Source organism: Microbulbifer maximicatervae (SeqCode) (assembly GCF_052467615.1).
Map to the genome: position 1 here is coordinate 4,556,984 of NZ_CP174319.1, position 17,945 is coordinate 4,574,928.

General features: G+C 51.7%; 12 protein-coding genes. 1 reads left to right on the forward strand and 11 read right to left on the reverse strand.

What is annotated here, in order from left to right:
* Positions 1–172: 172 nt before the first annotated feature.
* From ACJJIM_RS20115 to glmU, 9 genes are all read right to left on the reverse strand, one after another.
* Positions 173–988 carry a class II aldolase/adducin family protein gene (locus ACJJIM_RS20115; RefSeq protein ID WP_444911818.1) on the reverse strand — a complete coding sequence of 272 codons (816 nt, stop codon included), beginning with the start codon at positions 986–988 and terminating at the stop codon, positions 173–175.
* A gap of 310 nt (positions 989–1,298) precedes the next feature.
* Positions 1,299–2,315 (reverse strand): zinc-binding alcohol dehydrogenase family protein, encoded by a 1,017-nt coding sequence (locus tag ACJJIM_RS20120; RefSeq protein WP_444911819.1) that lies wholly within the window; start codon positions 2,313–2,315, stop codon positions 1,299–1,301.
* Positions 2,316–2,472: 157 nt separating this feature from the next.
* Entirely contained in the window at positions 2,473–3,351 is an 879-nt protein-coding gene (locus tag ACJJIM_RS20125; protein WP_444911820.1) for an alpha/beta fold hydrolase, read from the reverse strand.
* Positions 3,352–3,375: 24 nt separating this feature from the next.
* A complete protein-coding gene (glmS, locus tag ACJJIM_RS20130; RefSeq protein ID WP_444911821.1) occupies positions 3,376–5,205 on the reverse strand; it encodes a glutamine--fructose-6-phosphate transaminase (isomerizing) in 1,830 nt (609 codons plus the stop codon).
* Positions 5,206–5,207: 2 nt separating this feature from the next.
* The gene (locus tag ACJJIM_RS20135) at positions 5,208–6,032 is read right to left on the reverse strand and encodes a DeoR/GlpR family DNA-binding transcription regulator (RefSeq protein ID WP_444911822.1); all 825 of its coding nucleotides are present in this window, start codon (positions 6,030–6,032) and stop codon (positions 5,208–5,210) included.
* A 123-nt stretch (positions 6,033–6,155) separates the two neighbouring features.
* Positions 6,156–7,373, reverse strand: coding sequence for a dihydrolipoamide acetyltransferase family protein (locus ACJJIM_RS20140; RefSeq protein ID WP_413663856.1), 1,218 nt, complete (start codon positions 7,371–7,373; stop codon positions 6,156–6,158).
* Positions 7,370–8,365 carry an alpha-ketoacid dehydrogenase subunit beta gene (locus tag ACJJIM_RS20145; protein ID WP_413663857.1) on the reverse strand — a complete coding sequence of 332 codons (996 nt, stop codon included), beginning with the start codon at positions 8,363–8,365 and terminating at the stop codon, positions 7,370–7,372. The genes ACJJIM_RS20140 and ACJJIM_RS20145 overlap by 4 nt, the downstream gene beginning before the upstream one ends.
* On the reverse strand, positions 8,365–9,456 hold the full coding sequence (gene pdhA, locus ACJJIM_RS20150) for a pyruvate dehydrogenase (acetyl-transferring) E1 component subunit alpha (protein ID WP_444911823.1): 1,092 nt from the start codon (positions 9,454–9,456) through the stop codon (positions 8,365–8,367). Before pdhA ends, ACJJIM_RS20145 begins: the two co-directional genes overlap by 1 nt.
* A 125-nt stretch (positions 9,457–9,581) precedes the next feature.
* Complete coding sequence (gene glmU / locus ACJJIM_RS20155) at positions 9,582–10,943, reverse strand: bifunctional UDP-N-acetylglucosamine diphosphorylase/glucosamine-1-phosphate N-acetyltransferase GlmU (RefSeq protein ID WP_413663859.1); 1,362 nt, start codon at positions 10,941–10,943, stop codon at positions 9,582–9,584.
* 226 nt (positions 10,944–11,169) lie between these two features.
* Here glmU and ACJJIM_RS20160 point away from each other — a divergent pair, with 226 nt between their 5' ends.
* Positions 11,170–14,523 (forward strand): amidohydrolase family protein, encoded by a 3,354-nt coding sequence (locus tag ACJJIM_RS20160; RefSeq protein ID WP_413663860.1) that lies wholly within the window; start codon positions 11,170–11,172, stop codon positions 14,521–14,523.
* A gap of 71 nt (positions 14,524–14,594) precedes the next feature.
* Here ACJJIM_RS20160 and ACJJIM_RS20165 read toward each other — a convergent pair whose 3' ends face one another.
* Both ACJJIM_RS20165 and ACJJIM_RS20170 read right to left on the reverse strand, forming a co-directional pair.
* Positions 14,595–15,833 carry a glycosyltransferase family 2 protein gene (locus ACJJIM_RS20165; protein WP_444911824.1) on the reverse strand — a complete coding sequence of 413 codons (1,239 nt, stop codon included), beginning with the start codon at positions 15,831–15,833 and terminating at the stop codon, positions 14,595–14,597.
* The gene (locus tag ACJJIM_RS20170; RefSeq protein WP_444911825.1) at positions 15,830–17,932 is read right to left on the reverse strand and encodes a glycosyltransferase; all 2,103 of its coding nucleotides are present in this window, start codon (positions 17,930–17,932) and stop codon (positions 15,830–15,832) included. The genes ACJJIM_RS20165 and ACJJIM_RS20170 overlap by 4 nt, the downstream gene beginning before the upstream one ends.
* Positions 17,933–17,945 lie beyond the last annotated feature (13 nt).

Genomic DNA, 17,945 nt, shown 5'->3' on the forward strand with positions numbered 1-17,945 from the left:
CTGTGACGCCTTATTGAAATAGATCTCTATCGAGCAACTATTGCTGCTCACTCAATATCAGGAAGTTTATGCGAGAATAGAAAACAGGGAATAAATTCTGAGAAAAAGTGCCGGCGCTTTGCAGCGCTCCAAAAAATTACTCTGCAAATTTGGCAGAGTTTTTGGAGTTTCTTTACTCAAACATATCCGGCTGTTCTTTTGTAATTACATTGTAAAGAGGCTGAAAGCTAAATAATCCCGCCAGTTCAGTTCCCACAACCGCCCGGGTTCGTATTGCCACCTCTGGATCGATCAAAATAGGCTGCCCAGCTGCTTCCGCCAGTAACTGAGCCTGGCAGCTTTTTTCCATAGTGATATACCACCAGGCAGCTTCATCAACGGATTTACCCACCGTCAGTAAGCCGTGATTCTGCAATATCAGTGCTTTGTGGTTACCCAAGGCTTTAGCAAGGGCCGCACCTTCTCCCATTTCCAATACCACGCCGGAAAAAGTATCCAACAAACCGTGGTCCTGATAAAAGGCACAAGCATCCTGGGTAATGGGATCCAGAAGGCGCCCGAGAGTAGACCAACTTTTCCCATAAAGGGAATGAGCGTGCGCAGCGGCTACCACATCCGGGCGGGTTTTATGGATGTGAGAATGAATAGTAAAGGCTGCGCCATTAAGGTAACCATCCCCCTCAACCACCTCTCCTTGATGATTGACCAGCAACAGTTGTGACATCGTCATCTGTTTAAAGGAAACCCCCATGGGGTTGACCCAAAAATGATCGTCATATTCCGGGTCACGGACAGTGATATGACCGGCTACGCCTTCATCAAAACCAAATTTTCCAAACAGCCGAAAAGCCGCCGTCAGCTTCCTCTTACGCTCTTCACGAACTTGTTCTGGCGGCTGGGTTGGCTCGCCAAGCAACATATTGATGTCGCCATTCATAACAGCAGCATCAATACCGGTTTTTGTTTTATTTTTTTCTGTTGTAGCCACCTAGCGGCCCTCTCATCTTTGGAAAATGCCGAGGCATGGTTATAGCATGACTTTTATTTTCTATGCGAGGATTAATAACTTAATAAAATGGTGACTGCTTAATGCGGAAAAATATAAAAGTGACTTTGATGTCTTTTCTATCAGTTTATTTTCGCGCGGTAGAAATATAAGCAAAAATTTACTGCCAAATAATGAAAAATTAGTATCTTGCACTTAGTTTCTTTTACTGAATAATTAGGACTGTTTACTCAAAGTAAATTCCCACCCAGATGTCATAGATATGACTCTGAGTAGGAGAGAGTTTACTCTATCAAAAACCTTCCAGGACTATCTTTCCTTTTACAGCCTGGGATTCGATAAGCTGATGTGCTTTTAAAAGGTTATTTGCATTTATTTTCCCAAAATTCTGCCCCATAGTGGTTTTAATTAATCCCTGGTCAATTAATTCCGCAAGTTCATTCAACAGAACATGCTGGGCAACCATATCCTCGGTAGAAAACAGCGCGCGAGTAAACATAAACTCCCAGTGCAGGGACAGACTCTTCTGCTTCAGTGCCATAACATCCAAGGAGGCGGGGTCGTCAATCAAACCAAACTTGCCTTGAGGTCTGATACTTTTGATAATTTCCGTCAAGTGCTCTTCGGTATTAGTGAGGCTAACAACATAGTCGACGCCATCGATACCCTCGCGACTTAACTGTTCGCTAAGAGACTGCCGATGATTGATCACATGGTGGCTTCCAAGCTCTTCAAGCCAGCTTTTGGTTTCGGGGCGGGAGGCAGTACCTATCACAGTCAAATTGGTCAGACGACGGGCCAACTGGACCATAATCGAACCTACGCCACCAGCGGCACCAATGATCAGCAGTGACTTGTTGTTTGCCCCTTTACCCACCGCAACTTGCAGGCGGTCGAATAGCATTTCCCAAGCGGTAATCGCAGTGAGAGGCAGCGCCGCTGCCTCGGCACAGCCAACCGTCTTGGGGGCAGTACCAACGATTCTCTCATCCACCAGCTGGTACTGGGCATTGCTGCCCGAACGGGAGATATCGCCCGCATACCAAACCCTATCGCCAACCTTAAAGAGTCCCGCTTCCGGGCCTACCGCTTTCACTATGCCCACAGCATCCCAGCCAAGTACCTTCCACTGACCGGTATCCGGGCTGGCCCGCTGCCTCACCTTAGTATCTACCGGGTTAACTGAAACGGCCTGTACTTCTACAAGCAGATCCTGGCCGGAGACTTGCGGTATGGGGAGGGTTATATCCTGTAGCGCTTCTTTATCACTGCTTGGCAGAGACTGTTGATAACCGACGGCCTTCATCATCAGTTTTATCCTTTTCCAAATGGGGTAACTAGTGTGAAGGTATCTTAAAAAGGAATATCCACAGGAAAAACTGCCTTCTCGCAGAAGCTGTTTCAATTATTTTTTTAAATTCCAGTAACTATGGATAACTCTATCCACAGTTATCCACAAAGCTGAACTAGGGAACGGGGAAATGGCTATCTGTGGAAAACTTGAGAAGAAATTTACTCACCAAGGCATTAAATCTTTGCGCTGCTTCCAGAAACAGGAAATGGCTTCCTCCTTCCGCCACATCAAAGATCTCAAGCCTGGAACCCGCAACTTGCTGGTGAATCCACTGCTGGCACTCTACTGGGTGTGGACTGGCACGACCGAAAGCCACTAGCGTCGGCTTATCAATCCTGGGGATAAAATCCCGCCAGTCCTTTGTTACGTTATCCACAAAAAGCTTTGCAGCCCAGCGACGGGGACACTGCAGGTTAACCGCAACCAGCTCATCCCGTTGGGTTTTCCCCATTAAAGGCGTGACCATAGACATAAGAATTTGGCGGGTGGCCTCAGCACCTTTTTTTCCAACCAAGTTATCCACAAACTGGAAGAGGCTCTCCGGGGTCAGTATGCCTCCAGCTGCCAATCGCTCCGCTTCACTCCAGGCGGGATCTGCCAGTAGACAGGGGGGTTCATCGATTAGCACTAGTGCACTGACCCTATCCCCACCAAACATTTCCAGGTAGCTCCATATCACCGAGCAGCCGGCGGAGTGGCCGAGTAAATGAAGGGGTTCCTGTTGCAGACTTGAGATCAGCTCTTGCAAGTCCTTGGCGAGGCGGGAAATTCGATAGCCATGATTGGGCTTGTCAGACTGACCATGACCACGCATATCCAGCGCGATCACACGAAACTGATCGCTGAGCCCAGCAAGCTGATGTTTATACAACACCGCCCCCTGGGACCAGCCGTGTAGCATCAATAATATGGGGCCGCTGCCGGCCTCTAGATAGCGCAGGGTGACGCTATCAGAGGTAGTAAATTCACACAGCTTTACTCGCTTGTGCATAAACCTTTTGCGGCAGGTGAACAGTTATTCAACCGTGACTGATTTAGCCAGGTTTCTGGGTTGATCCACATCAGTACCTTTCAGCAACGCCACATGGTAACTCAATAGCTGCAGCGGCACGGTGTAGAGAATCGGCGCCAGACTCTCTGGGGAATCTGGAACTTCCACCACGGTAATACCTTCTTCACTGGTAAATCCGGCCTTGGGGCTGGCGAAAACAAACAGTTGCCCACCCCGTGCACGCACTTCCTGCAAATTGGATTTGAGTTTTTCCAGCAGCTCATCATTGGGGGCAACGACAACCACGGGCATATCGCCGTCCACCAGTGCCAGGGGGCCATGCTTCAATTCGCCGGCGGGATAGGCCTCCGCGTGGATATAGGAAATTTCCTTCAGCTTTAGAGCGCCCTCCAGAGCAATGGGGAATTCGACACCACGCCCTAAGAAAAGCGCGTGGTTCTTCTCTGCAAAGGCCTTGCTGGTGTTTTTAACCACCTTATCCAGACCGGTAAAACTCTCCATTAGCTCAGGTAACTGGTGCAAGGCACTGACCAGCTCGGCTTCACGCTCCGCCGACAGGCCGTTGACCTTGGCGAGGGCGATACAGAACAGTTGTAATGCTACCAATTGGGTCGTAAAGGCCTTGGTCGAGGCCACACCAATCTCAGGGCCCGCCTCAGTCATTAGCGATAGCTCAGATTCTCGCACCAATGAACTGTTGGGCACATTGCAGATGGTCATGGAGGCCAGGTAGCCCAGGTCCTTGCCCTGGCGCAGGGCGGCGAGGGTATCGGCAGTTTCCCCGGATTGGGAAATACTCACAAACAGGGTTCCCGGGCGCACCACTTTCTTGCGGTAGCGCAGTTCACTGGCCACCTCCACCGAGCAGGGAATACCGGCCCAGTCCTCCAGCCAATAGCGGGCTACCATTCCCGCATGGTAACTGGTGCCACAGGCTACTATCTGTACCTGCTGCACCTTGGGCAAAATCTCCTGGGCGCGGGCACCAAGGGCCTGGGCCAACACCGAGCGCTCACCGATACGGCCCGCCAGAGTGGCTGCGACCACCTGGGGCTGCTCGAAAATCTCTTTCTGCATAAAGTGGCGGTAGCGCCCTTTATCGGTAGCTTCATGACCGCCGGTCAGCTTGTGCACCGGGCGACTGACTTCCTCTCCTAACTTGTCTCGAACTGCGATGCCACCGCGACGCACTTCCGCCACATCGCCCTCTTCGAGGAATATAAAGCGATCAGTCACCTGGCGCAGGGCCATAGGGTCAGAGGCAATAAAGTTCTCTTCAATACCCACCCCCAGGACCAGGGGACTACCAGAGCGTGCACAGGCCAAAACTTCTGGCTCTTCATGACTAACAACCGCGAGGGCGTAGGCACCTTCCAGAATATGCGTGGCTTCAGTCACAGAGTCGACCAGGCTGCGGCCCTCAGAACTTAATGAGTGAATAAGGTGAACCACAACTTCAGTATCGGTTTCAGACTCAAACTCATAACCTTTTCCCTGAAGCTCTGAACGCAATTCCTGATGGTTTTCGATAATGCCGTTGTGAACCAGAGCGATATGGCCTGACAGATGGGGATGGGCATTTTCATCGGAGGGAACACCGTGGGTAGCCCAACGGGTATGGGCAATGCCAATATGGCCCTCGGCGCTCTCCTCACTTAATTTGGCCTCCAAATCTGCGACCTTGCCCAGGCTTTTGCGCAATTGCAGCTGGCCATCTCCACTGCTTAAGCAGACTCCGGCTGAGTCGTAACCGCGATACTCCAAGCGGCGCAGCCCTTCCAGAAGAATCCCCGTCACATTGCGCTGTGCCAGCGCACCTACGATTCCGCACATAATTATTTCCTCATTAACCCGGGAGTCTCGCCGCCCATTAACATTTCAGGCTGAGAGCCTCTGCTCCCATCTTCAGCGGCACAAATGAGCTGGATACCCAGCTGCTCCAGTTTTTGGCCCACGGCATCCGCCAGGCCATCATCAGTTACCAGGATATCGACCTGCTCCCAGGACAATTCCAGATTGGGAATCCGCTTCCCCACTTTACTGGATTCCGCCAGTACAACCACTTCCCGCGCAACTTCCGCCATTACACGGGATAGGCCAATTTGTTCATTAAATGTACAGGTGCCGCGTTGCAAATCGATTCCATCGGCACCAATAAAAGCGCGATCGAAGTCGTACCCTCTCAGTACCTGTTCTGCAACCTGCCCCTGGAAGGCCTCAAAGTGTGGGTCCCAGGTGCCTCCGGTCATCAACAGCGTCGGTTCGTTTTCAAGTTCACGCAGTGCATTGGCCACATGCAGCGAGTTGGTCATCACCACAAGGCCACGCTTGCTTTCAAGCTCAGGAATCATTGCCGCCGTGGTGCGACCGTAATCGATCACAATTCGATGGTGATCCGGTATCAGCTCAGCAGCGGCTCGGCCAATGGCCCGCTTGCTCCCTGAGGGCCCTTCTTCATTGACCAACTCCCTCGGCACAGGGATAGCACCACCGTGGCGGCGCAGCAACAAGCCGTGATTTTCCATTGCCGTCAGATCCTTTCGAATCGTAACTTCCGAAGTTCCGAACTGCCGCGCCAATTGCTCGACAGTGGTCTCTCCTACTTCATTTAGCAAGTGGAGAATACCGTGGCGGCGCTGTTGGGTGTTACGTTTGGACATAGGCAGATAAGTTTCATTTCGAAACTTAAAGATAGCAAAACGAAACTAAAGTTCCCACAACTTTTATCAACAACCACTACTCAACAGATTAGATACCGGTATAGGACTCACTCAGACTGTCTGCTAGAGAGACAAAGTTTCCAACATTGTCTGAAGAAAGCGCGCCAACTCTCCACCGGTAACGGCCCGGTGATCGGCACTGATAGAGAGAGGGAGTAGGGGGCGAAGTGCGGGCCATCGATTTACCACCACAACTCCCTGGCACACCCGCCCGGCACCGACAATGGCAACAGTGGGCGGCATGACTACCGGAGTGGCATAACGACCGGCTATGGAGCCGAAGTTGGAGAGAAGTATGCTTGCCCCCTGGAGGTCTCGCTGGGCGATCCCGGTCTCGCGGGCCTGGTGTTTAAAGTCCGCCACCTGCTGGAGCAGATCTTCATCAGTACGCTGGGCAACATCCCTGAGTACCGGCACATAGAGCCCTCGCGGAGAGTCCACTGCCAAGCCAATATTGATACTGCCCTGCGGCGCCAGCTTATCATCCTGATACAGGGCATTGAGGGTAGGTTCCGCCTCACAAGCTTCCTGTACTGCACGAATCAATCGCAGCAGCGCCGGAGCACTACCCCACCAGTTGGAAATATCCGCATCGTCACACAGCGTTATCTGCTTTACCTCATCCCGCGCTCGGCTCATGGACAAACCCATTGCGCGACGTGCAGGCGTCATGACTTCAGACTCAGAGTCGAATTGGGGTGCAACGGCTGTAGTTTGTTCGGCAGAAGCGCGGGCAGGTGATGGATGCTGCCCCTTCGCCACAGTTTTGGCCTTTGCTCCCGGCCCCGCCGCAGTGCGTACCTGAGCTTCCGTTACCATTGCACCCGCAGGTGATATTGACTGTAAATCTACCCCCAAACGCCTGGCCAGGGCCCGTACTCTCGGGGTGGCCAGTCGCTTCAAGCCCACCTCCGGCCCCCGCTCAGCCCCCAACACACCTTGCCCTTGCTCTATTTTTCCCACCACCGTGCCGCTGTCGGCCCGAGGACTAATCTCTTGTTCCGATTCTTCAGCTTTAGTGGGCGGGCTTTCAACTGCGACTTCTCCCTCGGCCATAAATCCCACCAGGGGATCGCCAACATTCACAGTCTCATCCACTGCCGCAAATAGCTTCTCAATAGTGCCGCCCCAAGGAGCCGGCACTTCCACCAAGGCCTTAGCGGTTTCCACTGTCACCAGAGTTTCATGGGCGGCTATGGTGTCTCCCTCTTTGACATGCCACTCCCGCACTACCGCATCGGGCAGACCTTCGCCGAGATCCGGAAGGGTAAAAGTCTTCATTGTGGCCCTCCGTTGGCGTAGTCCAGCACTTCCTGTACGGCCGACAAAATACGCGGCACTCCGGGTAGATACTCATCCTCCAGTTGATAGTAGGGCATCACCGTATCGAAACCGGTCACCCTCTGTACCGGTGCCTTTAAAAGATCGAAGGCATACTCATTAATCTGTGCGACCAACTCGGCACCCAGGCCACAGAACCTGGCCGCCTCGTGCACAACGACACAGCACCCGGTTTTCTCCAGGGAGTCTATTACCGTGTGGATATCCAGGGGTTTCAGAGTGGCCGGGTCGATAACCTCAGCCTCTACCCCTTCCTCTGCGAGCTGCTCTGCGGCTTGCAGGGTCTCTTTGAGGGAAGCGCCCCAGGCGATAAGCGTAATATCGCGGCCTTCCCGCAACACAAAGGCGCGATCCAGTGGCAGAGCCTCGCCAGTGTCGGGCACTTCCTGGCGAACGGCTCGGTAAATACGTTTGGGTTCCAGGAAAATTACCGGGTCCGGGTCTCTAATTGCCGCCAATAGTAAACCGTAGGCCCGTGCAGGAGAGGAGGGCACCACAAGGCGCAGACCTGGAATATGGGCGAACAGGGCCTCAGTGCTCTCAGAGTGATGCTCCGGTGCATGGATTCCACCTCCATAGGGGGCCCGGTAGACAATCGGGCAGGAGAGGCGGCCGCGAGTGCGATTGCGATAGCGCGAGGCGTGGCTGAGGATCTGATCGAGACCGGGATAGATAAAACCCATAAACTGGAATTCGGCCACCGGTCGCAGTCCCTGCACCGCCATACCGACAGCCATTCCGGCAATCATGGTCTCGGCTAAGGGGGTGTCCATCACCCGGTCCCGGCCAAATCTGGCCTGCAACCCCTCGGTAGAGCGAAATACGCCACCGTTCAGACCAACATCTTCACCAAATAGAACCACCATCGGGTCTGCTTGCATCTCGTAAGCCAGAGCCTGGGTGACAGCCTCGACCAAAGTTATCTCAGCCATTAGCTATCTCCCTGCAACTGTTGATACTGCTCCAGAAAAGGCTCCGGCAACTTTGCATAGAGGTGGTCGAATATTGCTGTGGCGACATCTCTGGGGGTTTCCCGGTAGATGTGGACCGCTCTCTCCAGCTTCTGTGTCAGCTCCCGTTGCATCTCTTCTTCCTGCGCATCATCCCAGGCACCGCAGTTTTCCAGGTAGGATCGCAGGCGCCGCAAAGGCTCCCGGGACCAGGCTTCACTGACATCTTTTTTGGGCTGGTAGCGACTGGCATCATCGGCGGTGGTGTGGTCACACAGGCGATAGCTGATCGCTTCGATCAGAGCTGGGCCAGCACCACTGCGCGCCCGCTCCACGGCATCACCCACCGCCTCACGAACGGCAATCACATCGTTGCCGTCTACCTGCAAGCCAGGTATTCCGGCGGCAATAGCCTTCTGTGCCAAGGTCTTACAGGCAGTTTGCTCATCTCGCGGTAGGGAAATAGCCCATTGATTGTTGTTGATAACGATCACCAAAGGCAGGTGCCAATCCCCAGCCAGGTTTATCGCCTCGTAAAAGTCTCCCCGCGAAGTAGATCCATCGCCGCCGGTCGAAACAGCGACGCGCATGGGTTCACCGAAATGCTCATGTTTATATTTCAGGGCAAAGGCTACACCGGCACCGTGCAACATCTGGGTGGCTATAGGCACACTCAAGGGCAAATCTTCGCGGCTATGGCGAAAGTTCTGCCCCCGCTCATCGCCCCCCCAGATTGCGTAGATCTCCTCGATAGTAACGCCCCGCTCCAGAAGAGCGCCTGTCTCCCGGTAATTGGGGCAGTAGATATCCTCTTTGGCCATGGCGGCTGCGAGACCAACACCAATAGCTTCCTGGCCGAGGCTGGAGGGATAGGTGCCAAGTTGACCGGTACGCTGCATTTTTACCGCGCGATCATCCACCATACGAGCCAACGTCATCTGGCGGTAGTAAGCAATCAGGGTATCCGGGGTGGCAAATTCCGGTAGGGCTTGGGTCGTCTGTCCCTGTTCATCCAAATATTGCAGCGAAGTAATATCAAAACTGGCAAGCAGCTGTAATCTGGGCTTGTGCATCGGGCCATTCCTTTTGTTCCCGAAGCGCAAGTTTAATGGATAGGGTGGCTATCAACAGGCGTGGAGAGGGAAGGCCCGCCGGAATTATAGTTTCCGAGGGGCAACCCAATTACGGTAAGGGTTATTTAGCTTTTCTTGGTCGGACGCTGCCAGCCGTTAATATTGCGCTGCTTGCTACGCGCTACCGCCAACTCTTTGCTCCCCACAGCCTGGGTAATGGTGGAGCCAGCACCCACTGTGGCTCCGGCGCCCACAGTTACTGGGGCTACCAGAGCTGTGTTAGAACCTATAAAGGCATTGTCGCCGATCTCGGTCAGGGACTTGTTCACACCGTCGTAATTACAGGTAATGGTGCCAGCACCGATATTGACCGCTTCGCCCACCAGGGCATCACCGACATAAGAGAGATGATTAACCTTACTGCCCTCACCAATTTTGGCTTTTTTGGTTTCGACAAAGTTACCCACCTTGGCACCGGTGGCCAGCTCTGTGCCCGGACGCAAACGTGCAAAGGGACCAATAGTGCAAGCCTCACCAATCTCAGCGCCTTCGATAATGGAATTGGCCTCTACCTTGGTGCCATCTGCCAGACGACAGTTTTTTAGCAGGCAATTAGGTCCAATTTGTACCCCCTTACCCAGTGAAACTGTCCCTTCGAAAATGCAATTGATATCAATAGAGACATCGGTATCGCACTCCAGGCTGCCGCGAACATCTATACGCATGGGGTCCAATAAAGTCACCCCCGCATTCATAAGACTGGTCGCATGGTTATGCTGCAAAGCGCGCTCCATCTGTGCCTGCTGCGCACGGCTATTTACTCCCGCCACTTCCAGTGGATCACTGGCAATTACGCCCGTTACAGGAATACCCTCACTGACCGAACGACCGATAATATCGGTCAGGTAGTACTCACCTTGAGCATTGTCACAGGACAACTCCGGCAACCAGCGAGCCAACAGTGCTCCAGGAGTCGCCAAAATGCCGGTATTAACCTCACGGATAGCCAAGGTATCCGCATCGGCATCCTTTTCCTCAACGATCGACTGCACACAGCCGCTGTTATCCCTCACGATGCGCCCGTAACCGGCGGGATTTGCCATTTCAACTGACAGCAGGGCAGGTCCGTGATCCGCTGCCGATAGCAGTGATTGCAAGCTGCCAGCCCTGACCAGAGGCACATCACCATAGAGCACCAAAACGGTGGCTCCCTCGCGGAAATAGGGCACGGCCTGGGCCACGGCATGCCCGGTACCCAATTGCTGTTCCTGCTCCACAAACCTGACACCACGATCAGCAAAGCGGTCACGTATCAGGTCTGCGCCATGCCCGATGACCACGGTAATCTGCACCTCTCCCAGCAACATGGCGGTATCAATTACCCGCTCAAGCATGGGAATACCGCCAATAGGATGCAGCACTTTAGGCAGGTCAGAGTGCATGCGGGTGCCTTTTCCGGCGGCCAAAATCACAACATCGATAGTCATAACGGGTGGATATTCCAATCGTCTACAAAATTTGAGTGCATTGTGGCCACTAGACCCGGTTTACTCAAGCGAACAACAGTTCGCCCCGGGGCCCTGGTATTCAACGCATTAAGATTGCTGCGCCGCTTTGATCCCGGTAATTTACCCCCTGTGAAATCAACCGGTTACTCAACCCAACAAAACAAATATAGCCGCCAAACACAGAATCGGGCGGAGGGATATTTCAATGAACACCACCAAGCAGAACAAGCCGCGCCACCATTTGTTGGCTCTGGCTGTCCTGGCACTGACCCTGCCGATGGGTGCTGTGGCAGAAGCCGAAAGCGCTCTCGAAGCTACCAAAGAAAAGGAAGTAGAAAAGGCGGAAGCCCAATCCTGGGATATCAACAAGCCACCCTACGAATTCAAACCGATCCAGTTAGACACCCGCGAGACCACCTGGAGCAACCTGGATATCAGCCCAGATGGCAAAACCATCCTGTTCGATATGCTCGGCGATATCTACACAGTGCCGGTAGCAGGCGGCGAGGCGGTAGCCCTGACCAATGAAATCGCCTGGAATATGCAGCCGCGCTTCAGCCCGGATGGCAAGACCATCGTGTTTATCAGCGACCGTGACGGCGCCGACAACATCTGGTTGATGGATCGCAATGGCGACAACCTTCGCCAGCTCACGACAGAGAAGGAAAACTTGCTGCACTCACCTAACTGGAGCCCCGATGGCCAGTACCTGGTAGCGCGTAAAGGCTTTATGTCTGGCCGCAGTATCCCCGCCGGTGAAATCTGGATGTACCACTACGGTGGGGGTGAAGGTCGCCAACTGAAAGAGCGCATCGGTGGCGATATCGCCCAGAAAAATATTGCCGATCCAGCTTTCTCTCCAGATGGACGCTATGTCTATTACTCCATCGATACCACCCCCGGCACCGTGTGGAAGTACAACAAAAACTCCACCCAGGAAATTTTTGCCATCAACCGCTATGACCTCCAGGATGGTGAAGAGGAGACCTTTGTCTCCGGTCCCGGTGGCGCAGTGGCGCCTGTACCATCCCCGGATGGCAGTAAACTGGCCTTCATTCGCCGCCAGGACAACCAGACCTCCCTATTCCTGAAAGATTTGGATACAGGACTGGAAACACCGGTTTACTCCGGCCTCGAACGCGACCTGCAGGAAATCTTTGGCCCCCATGGCAACTACGTTCAATACGACTGGATGCCCGATGGTGAATCATTGGTCGTTTGGACTGGCGGTAAATTCCTGCGCATCTCCATCAACGGCGACAGCGTCGCACCGATTGCGGCCCATGTGAAAGTTGAGAAACAGGTAGCGGATGCGGTGCGCTTCCCGGTAGACGTAGCGCCGGAAACCTTCGATGTGAAGATGATTCGCTGGGCGCAGAAATCCCCCAACGGCAAGCAGGTCGCTTTCCAGGCATTGGGCAAGATTTATATTCAGGATGTCGCCAGTGGTGAGCGTCGTCGTCTGACCCGCCAGGACGACCACTTTGAGTTCTATCCCAGCTGGTCCCGCGATGGTCGCGAGATCACTTATGTATCTTGGGACGACCAAAACCTGGGCCATGTGAGGGTAGTTTCCGCTCGCAACGGTCGCGGTAAAAACATCACCAAGCAGCCGGGCCTGTACGTTGAACCAAGCTTTTCTCCAAGTGGTGACGCAGTGGCCTACCGTCGCTTTACCGGCGGCTATCTGCTCAGCCCCGAGTACTCCCTGGAACCGGGCATTTACCTGGCAGACGCCGACGGCGACTGGCAGCGCCGGGTCGTGAAGTCTGGCTATGAGCCTCATTTCGGCGCCAGCGAAGATCGTATCTACTTCTCCGAGTACCAAAACGCTGACGGCGGCAAGCGCGTGCTGAAGAGCACCAACCTGGAAGGCAAGGATGAGCGCGAGCACCTGCACGGCGCTGAGATTACTTCCTTCCGCCTGTCTCCAGACGGCAAGTGGGTTGCCTTCACCCAGGACTTCAAAGCTTTTGTCGCGCCCTTTATGCATACTGGCAAATCCGAGGTTATCGGCCCCGATAGCAAAGCAGTCAAAGTCACCCAGGTATCCAAGCGAGCCGGTGAAAACCTGCATTGGTCTGCCGATAGCGACACTTTGGGCTGGGCACACGGCCCCAAACTGTTCGAGCGTGAACTGAAGGACGCCTTCGAATTTGTCGCCGGCGCTCCGGAGGAACTGCCAGAGCCAGTTTCTGAAGGCATCGACCTGAGCTTTGAACAGTCCTTTGACAATCGCGCAGGTCTCGTTGCCCTCACAGGCGGCAAGGTTGTCACTATGCGCGATGCGGAAAACACCCGTGAAATTATCGACAATGGTGTGGTTCTGTTCCGGGGCAACCGTATTGTCGCCGTGGGACCCGCAGCGGAAGTGGAGATTCCCACCGAAGCGAAGCGTATCGATATCACCGGCAAAACCGTTTTACCGGGGCTTATTGACGCTCATGCCCACGGTGCTCAGGGTCGCGAAGAGATTATCCCGCAGCAGAACTGGAACCTGTTCTCCAGCCTGGCATTTGGAGTGACTACTATTCACGACCCCTCCAATGACAGCAGCGAGATCTTCTCCGCCGCTGAAATGCAAAAGGCCGGCCTGATTACTGGGCCGCGTATTTTCTCCACCGGCACCATCCTCTATGGCGCCAAAGGTCCAGGCTACAAAGCCAAGATCAACTCCCTGGAGGACGCTCAGTTCCACGTGAACCGCCTCAAGGAAATGGGCGCCATCTCGGTGAAGAGCTACAACCAGCCCCGCCGCGACCAGCGCCAGCAAGTACTGCAGGCAGCCCGCGAAGCCGGCATTATGGTAGTGCCCGAGGGCGGCGGTAAGTACCAGCACAATATGAACATGATTGTGGACGGGCACACCGGTATTGAGCACTCACTGCCGATCGCCAATGTCTACGGCGATGTGGAGCAGCTGTGGAGCCAAACCCAAGTGGGTTATACACCGACCTTCGTCGTGGCCTACGGCGGTCTCTGGGGTGAGGAGTACTGGTATGACCGCACCGAGGTATGGAAGAACGAGCGCCTGACCCGCTTTACCCCCGATTTTATCGTTAACCCCCGCTCTATCCGTCGCCCCACTGCGCCGGATGCCCACTACAACCACTTTAATGTGGCCCGTCAGGCCAAGCAGCTGCGCGACGAAGGTGTCACCGTACATATCGGCGCCCACGGCCAGCGCGAAGGACTTGGAGCCCACTGGGAGATGTGGATGATGGAGCAGGGCGGTTTTACTCCTTGGGAAGCCTTCCGTGCCGGTACTATCGATGGTGCCCGCTACTTGGGTATGGACGGTGATATCGGCAGTATTGAAGCTGGTAAGCTGGCTGACCTGATCGTGGTTGACGGCAACCCCTTGGATAACCTCCGCCTGTCAGAGAACATTACCTACACGGTAATTAATGGCCGTGTGTTTGAGGCGGAGACCATGAATGAAGTAGGGGCTGGCGAACGCTTGGCATTCTTCCACGAACGCCTGCCTATCAGCGCTATGCCCGCTCCTACGGCAGAAGCGGTACAGGAGAAGATGGAACGCCACCACTGGGTACACTAACCTCAGGCACAAACTGAGATGTAAACAAAAGGCCGGGGACAAACCTCCCCGGCCTTTTTTATTTTAAAGCCCTACCTGGTCCGGCGACGTCCTCCCAGCTTATGCCAGAGAATGGCACGATAGATTGCGACAGGCAGTCTAAAGATTCCCGTAATCAGCCACCAAAATGACTCATAGATGGCAATCGTCTGATCCACTAATGGATGATCCTGGTCGAGCCTTTCTGGATAGTGATCGTGTCGCAATATGCCCCGATGAAACAGAAATCTGCGTAAAGGCCGGCTCAGTCGCCAACTAAAAGACTTGGTTATACGGTTTAAGTTATCGGCGAGAAAGCTCTCCGAGGCTATCTTTTGCTGTGTGAGCAGTTCGAAATAGTGGCTTTTGGACTTATTTTCATTCTGCCAATCAGTATCAAAATCCATCTTTGTTAGCCAATCGCTTTCCCCGAATCCATCTATCTTGCGCAGATCCGATGTGTATTGAGGGATAGTTATCTGATTGTTAATGATGGCCTTGGAAATACGATATACATCAGCATTCATCCGGTCAGGGTTCTGCAATTCCCGACTAAGCCTTTGCTGAAAGCCTGACCGAAATTTGAAATGGAGAAGATGAGCGCAATTTTTACTGAGAGGAACCGGCGTACATGAGTGGGTTGAACGTAAATATTGAAAACCCGTCCGCCAATAAACAAGCGGAATTTTATAGGATTTAACAAAGTAATCAGAAATACCAGATATTTGCGCTCTGGCTTTGGAGCGAATTTCAAAAAAAGGAAAAGCTAATATGCTTTTTTTCTTAAAGCTTTTATAAGATACATAGTTAGGCGTTGATTCCATTAACTCGGAAAGATTTCTTATATCATATGTATTCCCTTGAAGGTTGTCGCTAAAGAAATCTATTAGTGGAGTATATAGAGCAAAAGCTAATTCACCCTGCATAAGCTGAGTCATAACTTTCAGGGAAGTTTTACCTGAAATTTCAGGTAACCAGAGAAACTCATCAGCATCAACCACAAGAGTCCATTTTCCCTGGCAATAATTCCGGGCAATTCGGTTAACCCAATCTACACCTGCGTTTGCCTGGGGGTAGCCACAATCAACTTCGTATAGCTGGACATCATTCTGCTTCAGTAGATAGCTTACCGAGTTATCGCTACTTCCCGTATCCACCAAATGGAAACATGTCACACCTAAAGACCGGTAATGGTCAAGAAAAGCTGGGAGAATATCCAATTCATCTCGGAAGATACAAATAAGAGGGAAGCGTGTTTCACTAGCACTTTCAATGTACTTAACTACTTTCAAACTTTCACCCTAGCGAATTTACGCAGCCTTCGAATCGTTCGCTTTAAAAACCCTGGCTTATATTTTCCCCCTTTATTTTTTTTGGCTTCTTTTTGCTGTTTTCTTAGTAGTAGGAGGCTTTTCTCTTCCGAGTCGAGCCCTTCAAGGTAAGGACTTATTTGCCTGAAATCTCCTTCTTCTTGAAGGTGATTTCTGGATTTCATAGAGTTGTCACCGGTGCGATAGTAATATAAAGGATCAGGATAATAGGATACATTTTCCTTTGCTAAAATTAGCTTGCTATAGAATTCAATATCATCCTTACCTGTTCTATATCTCTCTGTATAACCTCCGTGATCTCTAAACTTAGTAGCTTTTATCAGACACGTCGCATCACCGACTATATTTACTTTCGTTGCCCAAGCTCTAGCTGGCCCCATAAAACGAATTTGAGTTCCGAGCTTACCTTCTGGAGTATTAGGTGCGCCCCTGCCGCTGAATCGGATAGAGCTACAAGTCAGGCAATCAATATCTGCAAAAGTTGCCGCGCTAACCAACTTATCTACCATTTCCGGCATCATGACATTGTCGTCGTCAAAAAAAAGTAGATAATCTCCGCTTGCATTTTGTGCTGCAGTATTTCTAGCAGCCCCTACATATCGGTTTTCTTGGTATACAAACTGCCAGCCATTCTTCTGATAGTGACTTTCTAAAATTTCCAGCGCGTGTAGCGCTTCTTGTGAATGGCTACCATCATCAACCACAATAACTTCTATGCTCTTATAAGTCTGATCTTCAATGCTTTTTAACGCTTGATAGAGAAAGTCTGGACGCTCAAAATGAGTTACGCATATAGAAACCAAGGGATCATGTCTATTGGAAGATCGGGCGTTTTTAATAATTGAATGCTCTTGGCCATGCCATTTATTCCATACATCTAACGACTTCTTAAGCCTCTGGTGTTTTATACCCGGCGCAGGCAGTTTCTTTGCATGTAATTCTAACTTTCTCGCTAAAGCAATATGATTTGGCTTGAAGAGGATTTTTTTTCCATTTTCGTCATCAAGTAATTCTCGAGTACCACCAGTATCAGCAGCAATAAATGGTACTTTAGTTGCAAGGCATTCGTAGACAGAAATCGGAGAATTCTCTAACAAAGCTGGGATCACAGCCAAACGTCCTTCTCCACTCAAATACTCTACAGCCTGTATAGCATTACAATTACTTATAAAGGAGACATCTGTACTCCAATGCTTCTGGTTTTCCTCTATGAATTTTCGAGCATCAAATCGATAAGAGTACCCTCCCAAAAAAGTAATCGATGGCAATCTAACTCCTCTTTTAGCAAGAGTGTTTAATGCATTCACAAAAAGAATAATCCCCTTACGAGGCTCAAGACGCCCGAAAAACACCCATTCTTTTGTCTCTAAGTTACTATTTTTTATGGCTTCATTATCAGGTAATAGATCGTCCAAAAAAACATTTGGCCAATAGTAACTGCGCTCAGGCAGGCGGTATTTATTATTTTTCATCCAGCAGACTAAATGCTGACTCCCACAGATCAGAGTATCTGCCATCTCAGCACTTCTACGCTCCATAAATACCCACCCCAATTGCCGTTCCTCTTTAAGGAATTGTTGATTACCTTCGGCAGACCAGAGTGTTGGGGAAGAACCTTTAACAGCAAAATGTATATCTTGGAATGCAATACCAAGACTCTTGGCAAGTAATGCTATATAACCCATTCCACGCCATTCTGAAACATGGACAATATCAAAGCGATCATTTCTCTTGAGCCACTCATAGGCTGCATAGGGCATTGCCATAGTGCGAGCCATTGTCGTTTTAGCTAGTGCCTGCGGTGCAACACCATGAAATTCAACATTAAGTTTTGCAAAAAAATTTTTTGTGATTTTCATTTTCACAGGATTTTTTGCTAAACCATTAACGAAACAGATGGTGACTTTGTGACCAGATCTCTGTAGAAAAACAGCCAAATGAAAGTAAGCCGTTCCAATGCCACCATTTTTTATTGGACCAAACATATCCTCCGTTAGGATGCATATACGTTTAGGTTTCTGAACAGCTTCAAGGCGTAAATCCTCGTGAAGCTCTTTCATTATTCAAGCCACC